Origin of the sequence: Microbulbifer flavimaris (genome assembly GCF_001641755.2) — a bacterium.
Taxonomy (GTDB): Bacteria; Pseudomonadota; Gammaproteobacteria; order Pseudomonadales; family Cellvibrionaceae; genus Microbulbifer; species Microbulbifer flavimaris.
Window position 1 is genome coordinate 699,416 of record NZ_LRFG02000002.1, and the last position, 16,007, is coordinate 715,422.

The 16,007-nt window shown below is 58.3% G+C and carries 13 protein-coding genes; 9 read left to right on the forward strand and 4 right to left on the reverse strand.

The genetic code is table 11. From position 1 onward, the window contains the following. Positions 1 to 93: 93 nt before the first annotated feature. Together fba and AWR36_RS07860 are read right to left on the reverse strand one after the other, a co-directional pair. Positions 94 to 1,158: a class II fructose-bisphosphate aldolase gene (fba, locus tag AWR36_RS07855; RefSeq protein ID WP_067083415.1), complete on the reverse strand. Its 1,065-nt coding sequence runs from the start codon at positions 1,156 to 1,158 to the stop codon at positions 94 to 96. An 87-nt stretch (positions 1,159 to 1,245) separates the two neighbouring features. Next, positions 1,246 to 2,409, reverse strand: coding sequence for a phosphoglycerate kinase (locus AWR36_RS07860; RefSeq protein ID WP_067083417.1), 1,164 nt, complete (start codon positions 2,407 to 2,409; stop codon positions 1,246 to 1,248). 227 nt (positions 2,410 to 2,636) lie between these two features. Here AWR36_RS07860 and AWR36_RS07865 point away from each other — a divergent pair, with 227 nt between their 5' ends. The 7 genes from AWR36_RS07865 to AWR36_RS07895 all read left to right on the forward strand — a co-directional run bounded on the left by AWR36_RS07865 (position 2,637) and on the right by AWR36_RS07895 (position 11,857). Beyond that, positions 2,637 to 3,416, forward strand: coding sequence for an alpha/beta hydrolase family protein (locus AWR36_RS07865; protein WP_096866624.1), 780 nt, complete (start codon positions 2,637 to 2,639; stop codon positions 3,414 to 3,416). Next, on the forward strand, positions 3,416 to 3,613 hold the full coding sequence (locus tag AWR36_RS07870; protein ID WP_067083422.1) for a CPXCG motif-containing cysteine-rich protein: 198 nt from the start codon (positions 3,416 to 3,418) through the stop codon (positions 3,611 to 3,613). Before AWR36_RS07865 ends, AWR36_RS07870 begins: the two co-directional genes overlap by 1 nt. 194 nt (positions 3,614 to 3,807) lie before the next feature. Beyond that, positions 3,808 to 5,181: a penicillin binding protein PBP4B gene (gene pbp4b, locus AWR36_RS07875; RefSeq protein ID WP_067083425.1), complete on the forward strand. Its 1,374-nt coding sequence runs from the start codon at positions 3,808 to 3,810 to the stop codon at positions 5,179 to 5,181. Between the two features lie 109 nt (positions 5,182 to 5,290). After that, entirely contained in the window at positions 5,291 to 5,689 is a 399-nt protein-coding gene (locus tag AWR36_RS07880) for a globin (protein WP_067083428.1), read from the forward strand. Between the two features lie 220 nt (positions 5,690 to 5,909). Then, the gene (locus tag AWR36_RS07885; protein ID WP_067083430.1) at positions 5,910 to 8,747 is read left to right on the forward strand and encodes a M16 family metallopeptidase; all 2,838 of its coding nucleotides are present in this window, start codon (positions 5,910 to 5,912) and stop codon (positions 8,745 to 8,747) included. A 505-nt stretch (positions 8,748 to 9,252) separates the two neighbouring features. Next, positions 9,253 to 10,827: a S8 family serine peptidase gene (locus AWR36_RS07890; RefSeq protein WP_067083432.1), complete on the forward strand. Its 1,575-nt coding sequence runs from the start codon at positions 9,253 to 9,255 to the stop codon at positions 10,825 to 10,827. 241 nt (positions 10,828 to 11,068) lie between these two features. Continuing rightward, positions 11,069 to 11,857, forward strand: coding sequence for a DUF2884 family protein (locus AWR36_RS07895; RefSeq protein WP_082679475.1), 789 nt, complete (start codon positions 11,069 to 11,071; stop codon positions 11,855 to 11,857). A gap of 121 nt (positions 11,858 to 11,978) precedes the next feature. On the opposite strand, the gene AWR36_RS07900 is transcribed toward AWR36_RS07895, so the two are convergent. Further along, positions 11,979 to 14,372 carry a zinc-dependent metalloprotease gene (locus tag AWR36_RS07900; protein ID WP_067104560.1) on the reverse strand — a complete coding sequence of 798 codons (2,394 nt, stop codon included), beginning with the start codon at positions 14,370 to 14,372 and terminating at the stop codon, positions 11,979 to 11,981. 229 nt (positions 14,373 to 14,601) lie between these two features. On the opposite strand from AWR36_RS07900, the gene AWR36_RS07905 reads away from it, so the two are divergent. Together AWR36_RS07905 and AWR36_RS07910 are read left to right on the forward strand one after the other, a co-directional pair. Beyond that, the gene (locus AWR36_RS07905; RefSeq protein ID WP_067083437.1) at positions 14,602 to 14,832 is read left to right on the forward strand and encodes a DUF350 domain-containing protein; all 231 of its coding nucleotides are present in this window, start codon (positions 14,602 to 14,604) and stop codon (positions 14,830 to 14,832) included. Between the two features lie 11 nt (positions 14,833 to 14,843). After that, positions 14,844 to 15,668 (forward strand): transglutaminase-like domain-containing protein, encoded by an 825-nt coding sequence (locus tag AWR36_RS07910; RefSeq protein ID WP_067083440.1) that lies wholly within the window; start codon positions 14,844 to 14,846, stop codon positions 15,666 to 15,668. A gap of 89 nt (positions 15,669 to 15,757) precedes the next feature. Here AWR36_RS07910 and AWR36_RS07915 read toward each other — a convergent pair whose 3' ends face one another. Further along, positions 15,758 to 16,003 carry a hypothetical protein gene (locus tag AWR36_RS07915; RefSeq protein ID WP_141398494.1) on the reverse strand — a complete coding sequence of 82 codons (246 nt, stop codon included), beginning with the start codon at positions 16,001 to 16,003 and terminating at the stop codon, positions 15,758 to 15,760. Positions 16,004 to 16,007: the final 4 nt, after the last annotated feature.

Consider the following 16,007-nt stretch of genomic DNA (forward strand, 5'->3'; position numbering starts at 1 on the left):
GTGAGGAAGACAACCGGGAAGAGGGAGCCAGACTACCCTCGCCGATGCCGGGGGAGGCCCACCCTGTGGTAGGCCCCACCCAGGCGGTTCGCTTTACTTGATCTGCGGATCCAGCTCACCAGCCTCGTAGCGCTGATACATGGTTTCCAGGCTCACCGGGCGGATCTTGCTGGCATTGCCAGCGGTGCCGAATGCCTCGTAACGCGCCACGCAGATATCCTTCATAGCGGTCAGCGCCGCTTTGTAGAATTTGCGCGGATCGAACTCGGAAGGATTCTCGGCCAGGAATCGACGAGTGGCACCGGTGGAAGCCAGGCGCAGGTCGGTATCGATGTTGACCTTGCGCACCCCGTGCTTGATCCCCTCACAGATCTGCTCAACGGGCACCCCGTAGGTTTCCGGAATCTCACCGCCAAACTCGTTGATCACTGCCAGCCACTCCTGCGGCACTGAGGAAGAACCGTGCATAACCAGGTGGGTATCGGGAATCCGCGCATGGATTTCCTTGATACGGTCAATGGCGAGAATGTCCCCTGTCGGCGGACGGGTAAACTTGTAAGCACCGTGGCTGGTACCGCAGGCAATGGCGAGGGCATCCACTTTGGTCTTGGCCACAAAGTCCGCCGCTTCTTCCGGGTCCGTCAGCAGCTGGTCGTGAGACAGCTTACCCTCGGCGCCAATGCCGTCTTCCTCGCCAGCCATACCTGTCTCCAGAGAGCCCAGACAGCCCAGCTCGCCTTCAACGGAAACACCACAGGCGTGGGCCATCTCTACGGCACGACGGGTCACGTCGACGTTGTATTCATAGGAAGCCGGTGTCTTGCCGTCTTCCTGCAGGGAACCGTCCATCATCACCGAGCTGAAACCCAGCTGGATAGAGCGCTGGCACACCGCGGGACTGGTACCGTGATCCTGGTGCATCACCACCGGGATTTCCGGGAATTCCTCGATCGCGGCGAGAATCAGGTGGCGCAGGAAAGGGGCACCTGCGTACTTCCGCGCACCCGCAGAGGCCTGCACGATCACCGGGGAGTCGGTCTGGCGGGCCGCCTCCATGATCGCGCGCATCTGCTCCAGGTTATTGACGTTGTATGCGGGAACGCCGTAATCGTGTTCGGCGGCGTGATCCAGCAATTGGCGCAAGCTGATGAGTGCCATGGAAAATACCTTTCTCGTCTAATTGTAAATTCTGATTACGTTTTTTATTTCGCCCCAGCGGCGCAGGCCACTGAGACGGTATCTGGGTCAATCGTTGGCGCGGGATTCCAGCATCGCCACCGCCGGCAGCTTCTTGCCTTCCACGTATTCCAGGAAGGCGCCACCACCGGTGGAAATATAGGAGACCTGCTCGGCGATGCCGTATTTATCGACTGCTGCCAGAGTGTCACCGCCACCGGCGATGGAGAAGGCGTCGCTCTCGGCAATGGCTTTGGACAGGCGCTCGGTGCCACCACCGAACTGATCGAACTCGAATACGCCTACCGGGCCATTCCAGATAATGGTCTTGGCATCGCGCAGGATCGCCGCCAACTGCTCGGAGGACTGCGGGCCGATATCGAAAATCATATCGTCACTGGCCACCTCATCCGCAGGCTTGGTCTCGGCTGCAGCGGACTCACTGAACTCCTTGCCAGTGACCACATCCACCGGCAGCGGAATATCGCACTGCTCCATCAGTGCCTTGGCCGTATCGACCAGATCATGCTCACACAGGGATTTGCCAACCGGCTTGCCACTGGCGGCGAGGAAGGTATTGGCGATACCGCCACCGACGATCAGCTGGTCGACCTTGTCGGCCAGGGTCTCCAGCACCGTCAGTTTGGTCGACACCTTGGAGCCGCCGACGATAGCGACCATCGGCCGCGCCGGCTCAGCCAGAGCCTTCTCGAGCGCGTCCAGCTCTGCTGCCAGCAGCGGACCCGCACAGGCGACCGGCGCAAACTTGGCCACGCCGTGCGTGGAGGCCTGGGCGCGGTGCGCAGTGCCAAAGGCATCCATGACGAAGATATCGCACAGCGCTGCGTAAGCGCGGGCGAGCTGCTCGTCATCTTTCTTCTCGCCCTCGTTGAAGCGCACATTCTCCAGCAGGGCGACAGAACCGCTCTCCATCTGGACACCGTCGCGCCAGTCCTTGATCAGGGGAACCTCACAGCCCAGCAGCTTGCCCAGGTGGGCCGCCACCGGCGCCAGGGAGAACTCCTCGGCGTACTCGCCCTCCGTCGGGCGCCCCAGGTGCGACATCAGCAGAACACGAGCACCGGCATCGACGGCTTTGCGGATGGTGGGCAGCGCAGCACGAATCCGTGCATCGGACGTCACGACGCCAGCCTTAACCGGCACATTCAAGTCCTCGCGAATCAGCAGGCGCTTGCCCGCGAGATCCAGATCCGTCATCAGCTTGACCGCCATCACCAGTCCCCTCTGTTTTTGATAAACGATAAAAATTGGGCGCGGATTATAACAAGCGGAATGGCCCGCGCCGACCGGGAATTTAGCTGATAACGTTGTCAATAGCGATGAAAATTCTTTGCTGGCAAATTGTTTTCACGCAAGGCATCTCTTACCCTGTTTTTGTAATTTCACTACAACGCATATCCTGTAATTTCACTACATAAAACAGCGGAGACACTCTGGCAATGGGCAAGCGCAACAAGGTGCATTTCACTGGTGCGAACGGCCAGAGACTGGCGGGCATTCTGGAACTTCCAGACGGCGAGCCCCGCGCTTATGCACTGTTCGCACCATGCTTCACTTGCGGCAAGGATGTGCTCGCAGCATCGCGGATTTGCCGGCGCCTCGCAGAGCAGGGACTCGCGGTACTCAGATTCGATTTCACCGGCCTGGGAGACAGTGAAGGGCAATTCTCCGACACCAACTTTTCCAGCAACGTCGACGATCTGCTGAGCGCCTCAGAGTACCTGAAGCAGCAGCACCATCCGGTGGAACTCCTGATCGGTCACAGCCTTGGTGGTGCCGCGGTACTGGCAGCAGCCAGTCAAATTCCAGATGCCCGGGCCATCGTCACCATTGCCGCACCGGCGGACCCGGATCACGTCATCAAGCAGTTTGCCTGTGCCGTGGACACTATCGAGGAGCAAGGCGCGGCCGAAGTGAACCTCGCCGGACGCCCCTTTGTAATCAAACAACATTTTATCGACGACCTGGACCAGCGGGAGATGGGCTACATTCGCGAGTTGGATCGGCCGCTGCTCATCTACCACTCGCCGCTGGACCAGACCGTCTCCATTGATGAGGCCGCCGAAATCTATAATCGGGCCATGCATCCTAAAAGCTTTATCAGCCTCGATGAGGCCGACCACCTGCTCACCCGCCGCGACGATGCGCTGTTCGTTGCGGACACCCTGGCAGCATGGGCCGGGCGCTACCTGAGCGCAGATCAAGATGGAGAGAACTGATGGCGGGACTGGAAGAGCACGCCGCCTCTTGCCCCTACTGCGGCGAACCCATCACGCTTCTGCTGGACATGTCCCAGGGCTCCCACGATTACGTCGAGGATTGCCAGGTCTGCTGCCGCCCAATCAACGTCTCTGTCACGATTGACGGGGATGGCTCCGTATCAGTCACCCTGCAGGACGAAAACAGCGCGCTGTGAGCGCCTGCCCAGCCTGGCTCACTATCCCAATTGCAGCGCCCCCAGTAATGCCACTACATGCCCTCAACGCGCCAATTGAATATTCCCCTCGCCAACAATAAGAAAAATAATTTATTCTCCCTGCTGTCTTGAGTCACCCGGCTGGAAGCCCTGAAACCTTCGGGCAGCCAGTACCGCAATCAGCAGGAGACAATATGAAAACCGGAATCCACAGGACAGCACGGCTGCTGGCGACCTGCCTGGCAACATTAATTCTTGCCCTCGACGTATCCGCCGCAGCCGGGGAGAGAGAAAGCCGCTGCGAATTTCCCGTATTGCGCCCTGCCGAGAGACCGGAAGCCGTTGGGTTTTCCAGCGCGGGGCTGGCCAGGGTGGACCAGCTGATTGAGCAGGACATTGCTGAGGGCTTTCCCGGGGCCGCCCTGCTGATCATCAAGGACGGTCGCATTGTGAAAAACTCACAGTATGGTTTTCGACAGAAGTTCGACGGAGACAGACTACTGGCGAACCCGGCAAAAGTCGGCCGGAATACGCTGTTTGACCTGGCCTCGAATACCAAGATGTATGCAACCAATTTTGCCCTGCAGAAACTGGCCAGCGAGGGACATCTGGATTTGCAGGCCCCTGTGCAAAAATACCTACCGGAGTTTGCAGACCAAAAAGGCGACCCCATCCGCGGCAAAAATAAAGTGCGCGTAATGGATTTACTAAACCACTCAGCGGGTTTCTCCCCCGACCCTCAATACCACAACCCCAAAGTCGCGAAGGCATTGTTTTCCCAGGAGAGAGACAAGACCCTGCGCTTCATGCCCCTGTCACCATTAAGCTATGAGCCCGGCACCAAGACAGCCTATAGCGACACCGATTACATGCTGCTCGGCCTGCTGGTGGAGCGCATCACAGGACAACACCTGGATACCTATGTAGAACAACAGATTTACGCACCGTTGGGGCTGGAAAACACCAAATTTAACCCATTAAAAAAGGGCTATGACGTCAGCCAGTTTGCCGCGACTGAACGGATGGGCAACACCCGCAATGGGTCCATCGACTTCCCCAATATCCGCAGGCATACCCTCATTGGTGAAGTTCATGACGAGAAGGCGTTTTACTCTATGGGCGGCGTGTCAGGACATGCGGGATTGTTCTCTACTACCAGTGATCTGGCCGTACTGCTGCAGGTGATGCTGAACGGTGGCGGCTATGGCGATGTATGCCTGTTCGACCGCCCGACCATCCAACGCTTTACCAGCCCCTCTCCGGCAAATGCCACATTTGGTCTCGGCTGGAGGAGAAATGCCAACGAGGATATGCAATGGATGTTCGGAACTCAGGCGAGTGCAGAGGCTTATGGGCATACCGGCTGGACCGGAACCCTGACACTAATCGACCCGACATTCGATCTTGGCATCGTGCTGCTCACCAATAAAAAGCACTCGCCGCTCGTGGAGCCGGAAAAGGACTCGAACCGCTTTGCAGGAGATCTTTTTGCCACCGGTCGCTATGGTGCCGTGGCAACCGCAGTCTACGAGGCATTGCTGTCCGGAATTGATGAGCCTGGAAAATAATTTCGACAAACCGGGAAGGACAGGGCCTTCCCGATTGTTCGCCCGACCGATAAAATCCGCGCTTTCCAGAAAATCCCTTTGCCACCCACACTTTCCGGAGTACCCCCTGATGGAACAGGCCGCGAGCGATATCGTCTTCCAGAGCTACGGACGCTGCTGTAACAGCGAGCAATTTTTTGTCGACTTTTATGGTCGCTTTATGGGCACGTCGGACGAAATTCGAGCCCTCTTTGCGGAAACCGATATGAAGCAGCAGCGCCACCTGTTGCGCAACGGCATCATGCAGCTGGTTTTGCACGCTCGCGGCATGCCCGATACCAAGCTGCGCGCTCTGGGAGAGAGCCATTCCCGTCGCGGATACGGTATTCGGCCGCAGTGGTACAGCCTGTGGCTGCAGGCACTGCTGGATACGATTCGCGAGCACGATCCGGAGTTTGACTCAAGGGTGGAGTCGAGTTGGCGCGAAGCCATCGGGCCCGGTATCGAAGTGATCCGCAACGCTTATTAAAACTCCGAGGTGAAGCGCACCTCTCAGCCGTTCCGCTCCCGCGCTCTCCATCATCCGGCCGATGCACAGTCGGCCATTTGCCACCCCTCCTTACGCCCTGTATAAAGTTCAGGCACCTGTGATCATTGCCCGCTCCGAGGTTCCGCAGGCAAGCTATTACTTTCTGCCGGTGGCAGTGCGGATGATCCAGTTCCGAGCACAGCAAGAATAAGGAAATCCCATGAAAACCGTACGTCCGTTCTGGATCCCGGCGGCGCTCACACTCGCGTTGTCAGCCTGCGGGGAGCCTCAGCAGCCCGGCAGTGATTCCAGCCAGGCCTCAAGTGCCCCCCAGCCCCCGCTAACTGCCAGCCAAACCACTACCTCTCCGCTAGAAATCCCTTACCAGAAATTCACTCTTGATAACGGCCTGCGAGTAATCGTGCACGAAGACCGCAAAGCACCCATTGTCTCTGTGGGTGTCTGGTACCACGTGGGGTCCAAGGACGAGAAGCCGGGACGCACGGGATTCGCGCACCTGTTTGAGCACCTGATGTTCAATGGCTCGGAAAACTATAACGACGAATTCTTCAAGCCCTTTGAAGCTGCCGGCGCCACCGGCATGAATGGCACCACCTGGCTCGACCGTACCAACTACTTTGAGACTGTACCCAGCAATGCACTGGATATGGCGCTGTGGATGGAATCAGACCGTATGGGCCATCTGCTTGGCGCCATTACCCAGGAAAAGCTGGATGAACAGCGCGGGGTGGTGCAGAACGAAAAGCGCCAGGGACAGAACCAGCCTTACGGTAAAGTCTGGGAACAGATGCAGAAGGCAATTTTTCCCGCGGGGCACCCCTACTCCTGGACCACCATCGGCTCAATGGACGACCTGAATGCAGCCTCCCTGGAAGACGTACATAACTGGTTCAAGCAATATTACGGTGCAGCCAATACCGTCCTGGTGCTCGCCGGTGATATCGATGTAGCAACCGCGAAAGAGAAGACCCAGAAATACTTCGGTGATATCCCCGCCGGACCACCACTGATCAAGAAGGAAGCCTGGATTGCCAAGCGTGACGAATCCAAGCGCGAGAAGATGTTCGACCGGGTAGCCCAGTCTCGCATCTACAAGGTCTGGAATGCGCCATACATGGGTCATGAAGACACCAATGCACTCTCCCTCGCAGCGTCCGTTCTGGGTTCCGGCAAGAACTCCCGCCTCTACGAACGCCTGGTCTATAAAGACCAGATCGCTACCAGTGTGCAAACGGCATTTTATGAGTTTGAACTCGCCTCAGCTCTGCAGATCATTGCCGATGCCAGAGCGGGGGTTGAATTATCCGAAGTAGAAGCGGCAATTGAAGAGGAGCTCGCGCGCTTTCTTGAGGAAGGCCCGACCGAGGAAGAACTTGCCCGGGTCAACATGAGTGAGTATGCCGAAACTGCCCGCAACCTGGAACAGGTCGGCGGCTGGGGCGGCAAGGGTGTGATCCTGGCCCGCGGTGAGCTTTACCACGGCGACCCCAATGCCCTGTTGAAAGATATTGACGAGAAACGACAGCTTTCTCCGGAGCAAGTCCGCACCGCAGCGCAGGAGTGGCTGGCCACAGGCGACTATAACCTCGAGGTCCACCCCTTCCCCGAGTACAAGGTAGCCAGTGAAGGGGCAGACCGATCGAAATTACCCGACACCGGCGAATTCCCGACAGTGCCATTCCCGCAGCTGCAGACTTCAGAGCTCTCCAATGGCCTGAAGGTCGTACTTGCCGAGCGGCACTCTGTACCGATGGTCAACATGCACTTGATGTTCGATGCTGGCTACGCGGCAGATCTGGGACAGACCCTCGGCACCGCCGGATACACCATGTCGATGCTGAAGGAAGGGACCAGTAACCTCAGCTCACTGGAAATCGATGCTCGCCAGGAAATGCTCGGCGCGCGCATCTATGCCAATACCCAAATCGATGTCTCCAACGCGGGCCTCGAGGCACTGACCAGCACTCTGGATGAATCCGTCAAGTTATTCGCCGATGTGGTGATCCGGCCCTCTTTTGCTGAGGAAGAAATCGAGCGCAAGCGCACTCGCTGGCTGGCGATGATCGATCAGGAAAAGACCCGGCCACTGCAGATGGCACTGCGCACGCTGCCACCTCTGCTCTACGGTGAAGATCATGCTTATGGTGTGCCACTCACCGGCAGTGGTACCAAGGAATCGATCAGTTCGCTGACGCGAGAGGACCTGGTAAACCACCACCAGACGTGGATCCGTCCAGACAATGCAACCATGGTGGTTGCGGGCGATATCACCATGGATGCCCTGGTCGAAAAGCTGGAGCAGCATTTCGCAGACTGGCGCGCACCGGACATCCCCCTGCCGCAAAAGAACCTGGCCAGTGTCTCGCTACCGGAAGAGCCCCGCGTATTCCTGATCGATAAACCCGACTCGGAGCAGTCCATCATCATCGGCGGTCTGCTGGGCTCTTCTGACAGGATTGCCGAGAGCGAGGCCCTGGATATGATGAATGACATCCTCGGTGGCACTTTTACTTCACGCATCAATATGAATCTGCGTGAAGATAAAAGCTGGGCCTACGGTGCATTCTCCTTCCTGATCGACGCAAAGGGCCAACAGCCGTTCCTGGTTTACGCACCGGTACAGACGGATAAAACCAGTGAGTCGCTGCAAGAACTGCAAAAGGAACTGCGAGGTTATATTGGCAACGCACCCGCGGAGATGGCGGAGCTGCAAAAGGTCAAGGACAAGCGGATCAATGAGTTACCGGGACGTTTCGAGACCATCAATGCCATCCTCGGCGCAACCCGGGAGATGATCACCTACGAGCGCCCGCTGGATTATATGGATGGCTATGCAGAGCTGATCCGAAACGCCGACCTGGACACCATCCATACACTGGCCCGCGAAACCATCAAGCCGGATCAGTTCACCTGGGTGATTGTCGGCGACAAACGAAAAATCGCTGATGATATTCGCGGACTGGACATTGCCCCGATCGTCGAGATCGATGCAGACGGTAATCCAGTAAAAGAAGGCGACTTGGCCAGCGGCCAATAAGTTCTTTCACTATTCTTGAGCATGCTGCCGGCAAAAGCCGGCAGCATCACCTTTCCCCCTCCACTGCACGACAACCCCAGCTTTCCTTCTCTTAGGCCTGCTTCGGCTCCGCAACCCGCTAATCTCAGCCGTTCGTCATTGGCAGCCGGGCGTAATTGTGTGCATTGATTTCAATGCTTGAAGGTCGAGCACTCTTGAGGATTTAGAGTGGGCAGGAATAACAGGCACAAGTGTACCAATCAACATTCGTGGATCTACTTTCTTAACGAGTTCAACGGCACATTCCGCAAGGATTACCACGCCAATGTTATGGTCATATTTCAGGCTTGCAAAACGCTTCACAGGTTATGAAATTATCCGGCACCACCTGGAAAAACAGTGCTAATTTCAGGGCTCCTCCACCAGAGGTCTGTGTCCAGGAACCCAGATTACCCGCTGGGCAAAGGGGCACTGTTGGTGTGGTCAACAATAAATCATCATAAAGCCCACTCCGGAGCTATTTTCTATGAGTAAACTTTTCTCCGTGTTCACTGCCAGTGCGCTGGCCCTGGCAGTATCTGCGCAGGCCTCCGCCGCCGCAGATGAGCGCTACATCGTCAAATTCCAGGCTGGCAAAGGCGCCGCCATCAAGTCTCAACTGCAGAAGGCCGGCGGCCGCCCAGCGCTGTCACTGAACAAGCACAATGCGGTTGCCGCATATCTCCCGGAGCGCGCCCTGCGCGCCATGCAGAACAACCCCAATGTTGAGTACGTTGAAAAAGACGCCAAACGCTATCTACTGGCCCAGGAAGTGCCTTTCGGCATTCCCATGGTGCAGGCGGACCTGGTCAGTGACATGTCCGCTGGCAATCGTACTGTCTGTATCATCGATTCTGGCTACGACATCAGCCATGAGGACCTGTCCGGCAATGCCGTAACCGGCAGCAATGACAGCGGCACTGGCAACTGGTACGAGGATGAGAACGGACACGGTACCCACGTGGCCGGCACCATCGCTGCGATCAACAACAGCGTCGGCGTTGTGGGTGTGATGCCCGGTGCTAATGTCAATCTGCATATCGTCAAGGTATTCAATGCTGACGGCTGGGGCTACTCTTCCTCCCTGGTTGCTGCCGCTGACACCTGTGCCGCTAACGGTGCCGATGTCATCAACATGAGCCTGGGCGGGTCATTCAAGTCACGGACCGAGGATCAGGCCTTCGGTAACCTGCTCAGCCAGGGGGTACTCTCGATCGCTGCAGCCGGTAATGACGGCAACACCCGCCACTCCTATCCGGCCTCCTACGATTCCGTTATGTCTATCGCGGCTATCGATAGCAACAAGATGATCGCGGACTTCTCCCAGCAGACCAACCAGGTCGAACTGGCAGGTCCCGGTGTGGACGTACTGTCCAGTGTTCCGGTGGGCAGCGCGACGGTAAGCTCGGTGTCCGTGGGCGGCAGTGCCGTGGATTCATCGGGAATGGAAGGCAGCCCGCTGGGATCGGCCTCCGGTGCACTGGTTGACTGCGGCCTGGGCGAGTCTGCCTGTACCGATGCTGCCGGGGAAATCTGCCTGATCTCCCGCGGCAATATCAGCTTTGCCGACAAGGTTTTGAACTGTGAGGCCGGCGGCGGCGTAGGCGCCATCATCTACAACAACGAGCCCGGCATGCTGTACGGCACCATGGGTGAAGTTGCCACCAGTATCCCTTCAGTGGGCATTTCTGATACCGACGGCGCTGCGCTGATGGGCCAGCTGGGCACCTCCGCCACGGTTGCGGTCGAGGCGGGCGACTATGCCTACTTTAACGGCACCTCCATGGCCACCCCGCACGTGGCTGGCGTTGCAGCCCTCGTCTGGAGTCACTTCGAAAGCTGTTCCGCCAGCGATATTCGCTCGGCCCTGAATGCCTCTGCGGAAGACCTGGGCGCAGCCGGTCGCGATGACGCCTACGGTTACGGCCTGGTTCAGGCCAAGGCCGCCTTTGACTACCTCACCGCCAATGGCTGTGGTGGTGGTGATACCGGCGGTGGCGACACCGGTGGTGGCGGCGGTAACGGCGGTGGCAACGGTGGCGGCAAGCCCAAGAAAGGCTGATCGCTGTTGATCTCAGGATCACAAGGGGCCCTCGGGCCCCTTTTTCTTTTGCCTCTATCCTCGCAACGCCGTTATCTCTCCCGTTTTCTCTCCCGTTATCTCTCCCGTTATCTCTCCCGTTATCTCTCCCGTTATCGCGCCCGGACATCCACCCACCGAAAAAAGTTTTCGTCCGGTGCATCCATTCGGCATCCTCACCGCATCCTATCCATAACTGAGAACACAAGTGGATTTATCTGTCATGTGGAAACCCCTGTTGATGGCCGCGGCCCTGAGCGCCAGCGGTGCGGTGAGCGCCGATAACCTGCAGTTCGGCAGCGACGAGAGCGACAACTGCAATATTGATATCCAACACACTGTGCGACTGGGTCCGTCATTCATCGATGTGCGGGAGAGTACTGATGCACCCGACGTGCTGTTCCACTACGAAGTGCCTGGCGCGCTGCTGGTGGATGGAGAGACCATCGCACTGAACGACGAACAGCAGGCATTGATGGCCCGCTACTACGGCCAGATGCATGAGGCCAGCCGCAACCTGAGCCTGATTTCGCTGCTGGCCGTGGATGTCGCGCTGCACGGTGTCAGCATCGCGCTGACCACACTGGCGGGTCTGGACCACCCAAATGCCGAGGAACTGCGCCTGACCATGGCCGAGGTAGAGAAGCGAGCTTATCAGCGCTTCAGCGAACAGGATGGCGTTTACACACTGGGCACTGACGGCGTGGAAGATTTTGTCGAAGAGACGATCGGCGAGGACCTGGAGCCGCGCTTGGAGAAAATTGCGATGGATTCCGCCGGGACCATCGCCTGGAATGCGCTGAAAGCCGCCCTGACCGGTGGCCGCAGCATCGAAGCTCAGGCCGAGCAGGCAGCGGAAGCAGCAGAAGGTGCCATCGAGGAGAAAGCGGAAGCACTAGAAGCGATGACCGATAGCCTCTGTCGTCAGATGGAGGCCATCGACCAGACCGAGACAGAAGTCCATGCCGCCATCCCCCAACTGGCGAACTACGACCTGATTCAACTGGACTGATTTTTCATAGACCATCCGATCTTGACCCCTTCGGCCGCCCTGCGCGGCCTTTTTTTCGCATAAAAAAGGCGCCCCCCTATTCAGTTCAGGGGCGCCTTTTCTGCTTGGGATTCTCGTTCGATCAGATCGGGGAACCCGGCGGCATCGACTTCAGCTTCTCCCCTTCGGGTTCGAGCCTCCCTTCATTGAAGGCTGCGATACGCTGGGCCTGATAGTAATAGTGGGCACTGTAATTCTCGGGGTCATCGCCAAACAGTTTCATGCGCCCGATCCCCTGCAGCAAGCGTGTGAGCTCCATACTGGCGCTGGCCCGTACCGACTCCGGCGCTTGAGCATTGCCGCTCAGTGTCATCAGCTTGTGCACGTAGACATGATTCACCCGCTGGTGGATGGCTGCCTCCATGCCACTGTACTTGCCGGACTGCAAAGCCTTCTCTGTCAGCTGACCGAGCACTGAGGCGAAACCCGGCTGCCGATCGCTGCGGGCAGCCTGCTGCTGCAATCGCGCCGCACGCTCCGGGTTTAACAGGATATCCAGCGTATGACCGGCAGCGGCCTCGGCTGCGGCAATAGCGTCGAAGGTGACCCCGGTATAAGCGGGGAAGCTCTCTCGAGTCCGTGCATAACCATAGGCTTTGGGGGGAAGCAGATTCAGCACCGGCTCCGGCAAGCGCAGGAATTGCGGCTCAAGACTGCCTAACAGGGCGTCGATTGCCTGCTCCTGCCGCTCGGCTGGCACCATGGAGTAGCTCGCCTGTGCAGCGTCGTTCTGCAGATAGTCGTAGTCCAGGCCGCCGATCAACTTGCCTACTGCCTCCGCTTGATAGCGATGGCCGTAGTAAACCGGAACCAGGGTCTCCTCCAGCGCCGATCGGGGTGTATCGGGTCGATTGGCTGCAGTGGAGAAGTTTTCCAGAGCATGGGCGCGCAAGCGGGTCATGCGCTCGAATTCCTGCAGCGGGTCAGCACCGTTATCCCACAAATGAGAGGCTGCGTGGGCGTTATTGATGGTGCGCGAGTCCGGGTCTGAGATAAAACGCAGCCCCTCCTCTTGCGCTAACCTCAGCACGCTTTCCAGGTAGCCTGTCTCGCTTTCACCGCTGCCGTAACCGTACATGATGGCCAGTTTGTCCCAGCGGCCGATACCGGAGTCGTACGCCTCAGCCAGATCCAGCTCGCCGTCGTTCAGGGTCACCAATGGTGCCGGGTAATCCATCACCGAGGCCCGGCCCGCCGCACTGGCGGCAAAGTTGTGTGCCAGCCCCAGCGTATGCCCCACTTCATGGGCGGAGAGCTGGCGAATGCGGGCCAGCGCCATCTCCTTCAGTGCCGAGGTGTCCGCCTCATCCCCGGCATAGGGCTGCAGCAGGCCCTGGGCAATCAGGAAATCCTGGCGCACCCGCAGGGAGCCCAGAGTGACGTTGCCTTTGAGGATTTCCCCGGTGCGGGGATCTGCGATGGAGTATCCATAAGACCAGCCCCTTGTGGACCGATGCACCCAGTTGATGACGTTGTAACGTACATCGAGCGGGTCAGCTCCCTCTGGTAACAGTTTTACCTGAAAAGCATTTTTAAACCCGGCGGCCTCAAAAGCCTGGTTCCACCAGCTGGCCCCCTCGATCAGGGCACTGCGCACGGGCTCCGGCACCCCGGAATCCACATAGTAGATAATGGGCTCCAGCGGCTCATCGCTGCCGGCCTTCTTCTCCAGCCGGTGGCGGTAGATCAGGCGCTGATCCATGGGCTCGTCGATGGCCGTCGCATAGTCGCGATAGGTCATTGGAAAGTAGCCACTATTGCTGTGGAAACGGCGCGGCTGGTAATTCTCATCCGGCAGCTCCACCAGGGAGACATGCTGCCTCAGGGTCACCAGTGCCGCCGTAGGCACGACTTCTCGCACGTATTCACCGGAAGAGGTCCCGGCAAAAGTCAGGCTGGCCTCGAACTCGCTGTTTTTGGGGAAGTTTTTGGTGCGGGGCAGGTAGACTGCGGATTTGCCCTGGTCGAGGGAATAGCTCCCCTGGCCGGTGTCCTTCAGACGCGTAGCGATGCCGTGCTGATCACTCAGCAAGAACGGAGTAAAATCCACCAGGGCGCTACCCTGCTCTCCCGCCAGAACATCGAAGCCCCACAGTACCGACGAGGCAAAGGCCTCCTCAACGGCCCTGCGCTCGGCTGCATTGTCCGATTTTGCACGGAAACGGGTGTTCAGCTGGTGCAACAGGACCTTGTTGCCAACTCGCTCAAAGCGCACCAACCGGGTATCGCCCACCTGGTTGCGATCCAGCCCCACCGGGTTGGAGCCCAGCCCCTGGGCGAGCCCCGTCAGCAGCAGCAGCTCGCGATCAAACGCTTCCACCTGCAGCAAGACCCGCCCGCTGGCATTGTCCCAGTAGAAGTCATGGTAACCCTCGTGCCGTTCCATACCTTCCGTATATTCAGCAATACTGCCTGCCTGGGCCACGGCTCCCGTAAGCATCAGCACCAGTGCCCACAACGTGTTGCGCATGCGCATACACCCTCTCCTCGGTTCTCAGTTATTTATCCGGGCCAGTCTGGTACCCCGGCTCCCGTCAGCTGGCCGACAAGACTACCAGCTTCGCGGGCAAACGGCAGGACCAGCAGCATCAGCACCAGGGTCGCAGGCAGAAGCTATTGCGGCATCTGCGCAGGGCCCGCCCTGCGTGCAACGCTGCTTTGTGATTTAATCGGGCTCTCAAGAGTCTCTGAGTCCAATAGAAGTCATGCAACTGGAATTTATTACCGCAACTCTTTTCAATATCGGTGTCAATATCCTTTATACCGTCCTGGCACTGTTCATCGGCATGATCTCGCTGATCATCATCGATAAAAAGCTGCTGCGGCATGTGGATATCGAAGGGGAGCTCAAGAAAGGGAATATCGCCGTGGCCATTTTTGCCTCGACCATCCTTGTTTTTGTGGCCTTTATTATTTCCTTTGGGCTCAAGGGCTGAGCGCGATCGTCATGCGCACCTGGCTCCTCCTCAGCCTCGTCACCGCCGCACTGATGGCCCCGCACCTGGCCCTCAAGATGGGCGGGTACTACGATCGCTCTCCCGACAAGACGGCCGAAATGCTGACTGCAGAGCGGATGACTGCCACCGCATCAGGACAGCAACACCAAGATAGCCAGCGCGGCGTAGTGCGGGTTCAGGGTAGTAGCGAGCCGCTTACGGAAGACTTCCTCCATCGGGCCATCGCAACCCGAAGTGAGGAGGACAGTGCCTACGTATCCATCTGGCACTGGCGGGGCATTCGGGAGGCGACCGCCTCCGCGCGGGGCCTGGACCAGAAGCACCATTTTGCCAACAGCTACCTGGTGGGCTTCCAGCCCTTCAAGACCCGCGAACTGTGGGTGCCCCTTTATACACTGGCGACCCGCAAGGAGTACCAGTACGACCACCTGCAGTACGCCGGGCTGGCGGATATCTGGCAGACCTCACGGCAGGCTTTTTTCCAGAAACGAGGCGATTGCGAGGACCACGCCATCCTCCTCGCCGATTGGCTGATCAACCTTGGAGTCGATGCTCGTGTGGCCATGGGTACCCTGAAGGGAGAGGGGCATGCCTGGGTAGTGGCGATCGTCAACAACCGGGAATACCTGCTGGAAGCCACCAGCAAGCGACGCCAGAGCAGCTGGCAAGCCATGCCCCTGGCGGCGCTGGCGGAGGGATACGAGGTGGAGTTCCAGTTCAACCGGCACTTCTTCTGGGCCAAGCGCAGCAAAGAGCCCACCCGAACATACCGGGGCAATCACTGGGTAAAGAAGTCACAATTTATCCGGGGATAACCCAGCCCCCACACAAAGCATTGTAAGCACACCTTTTCGGATACCCACTCGTAAAGGAGGCCAGAAGAAGCTGGCCCCTGCTCCCAATGTTACTCAGTCACAGAGACTTCAGTCCCTTTGAGCGGCAAGCCCTCGACGGCCAGGGCTTCCCCCGAATCAGCTCGATTCAGCTCGATCTCTTCAAGCTCCAGCTGGTAAGTCCGGGTTACCGTCGTCGAGCCACCACCGCCACCGCTGCCGGAAGATTCACTACCGCCACTGCCACCACCACCGCATGCGGAGAGTGCAACAGCGAATAGCATCACCAGCCCGGTTCGTATAGTTTTAAGAGCCATTGCT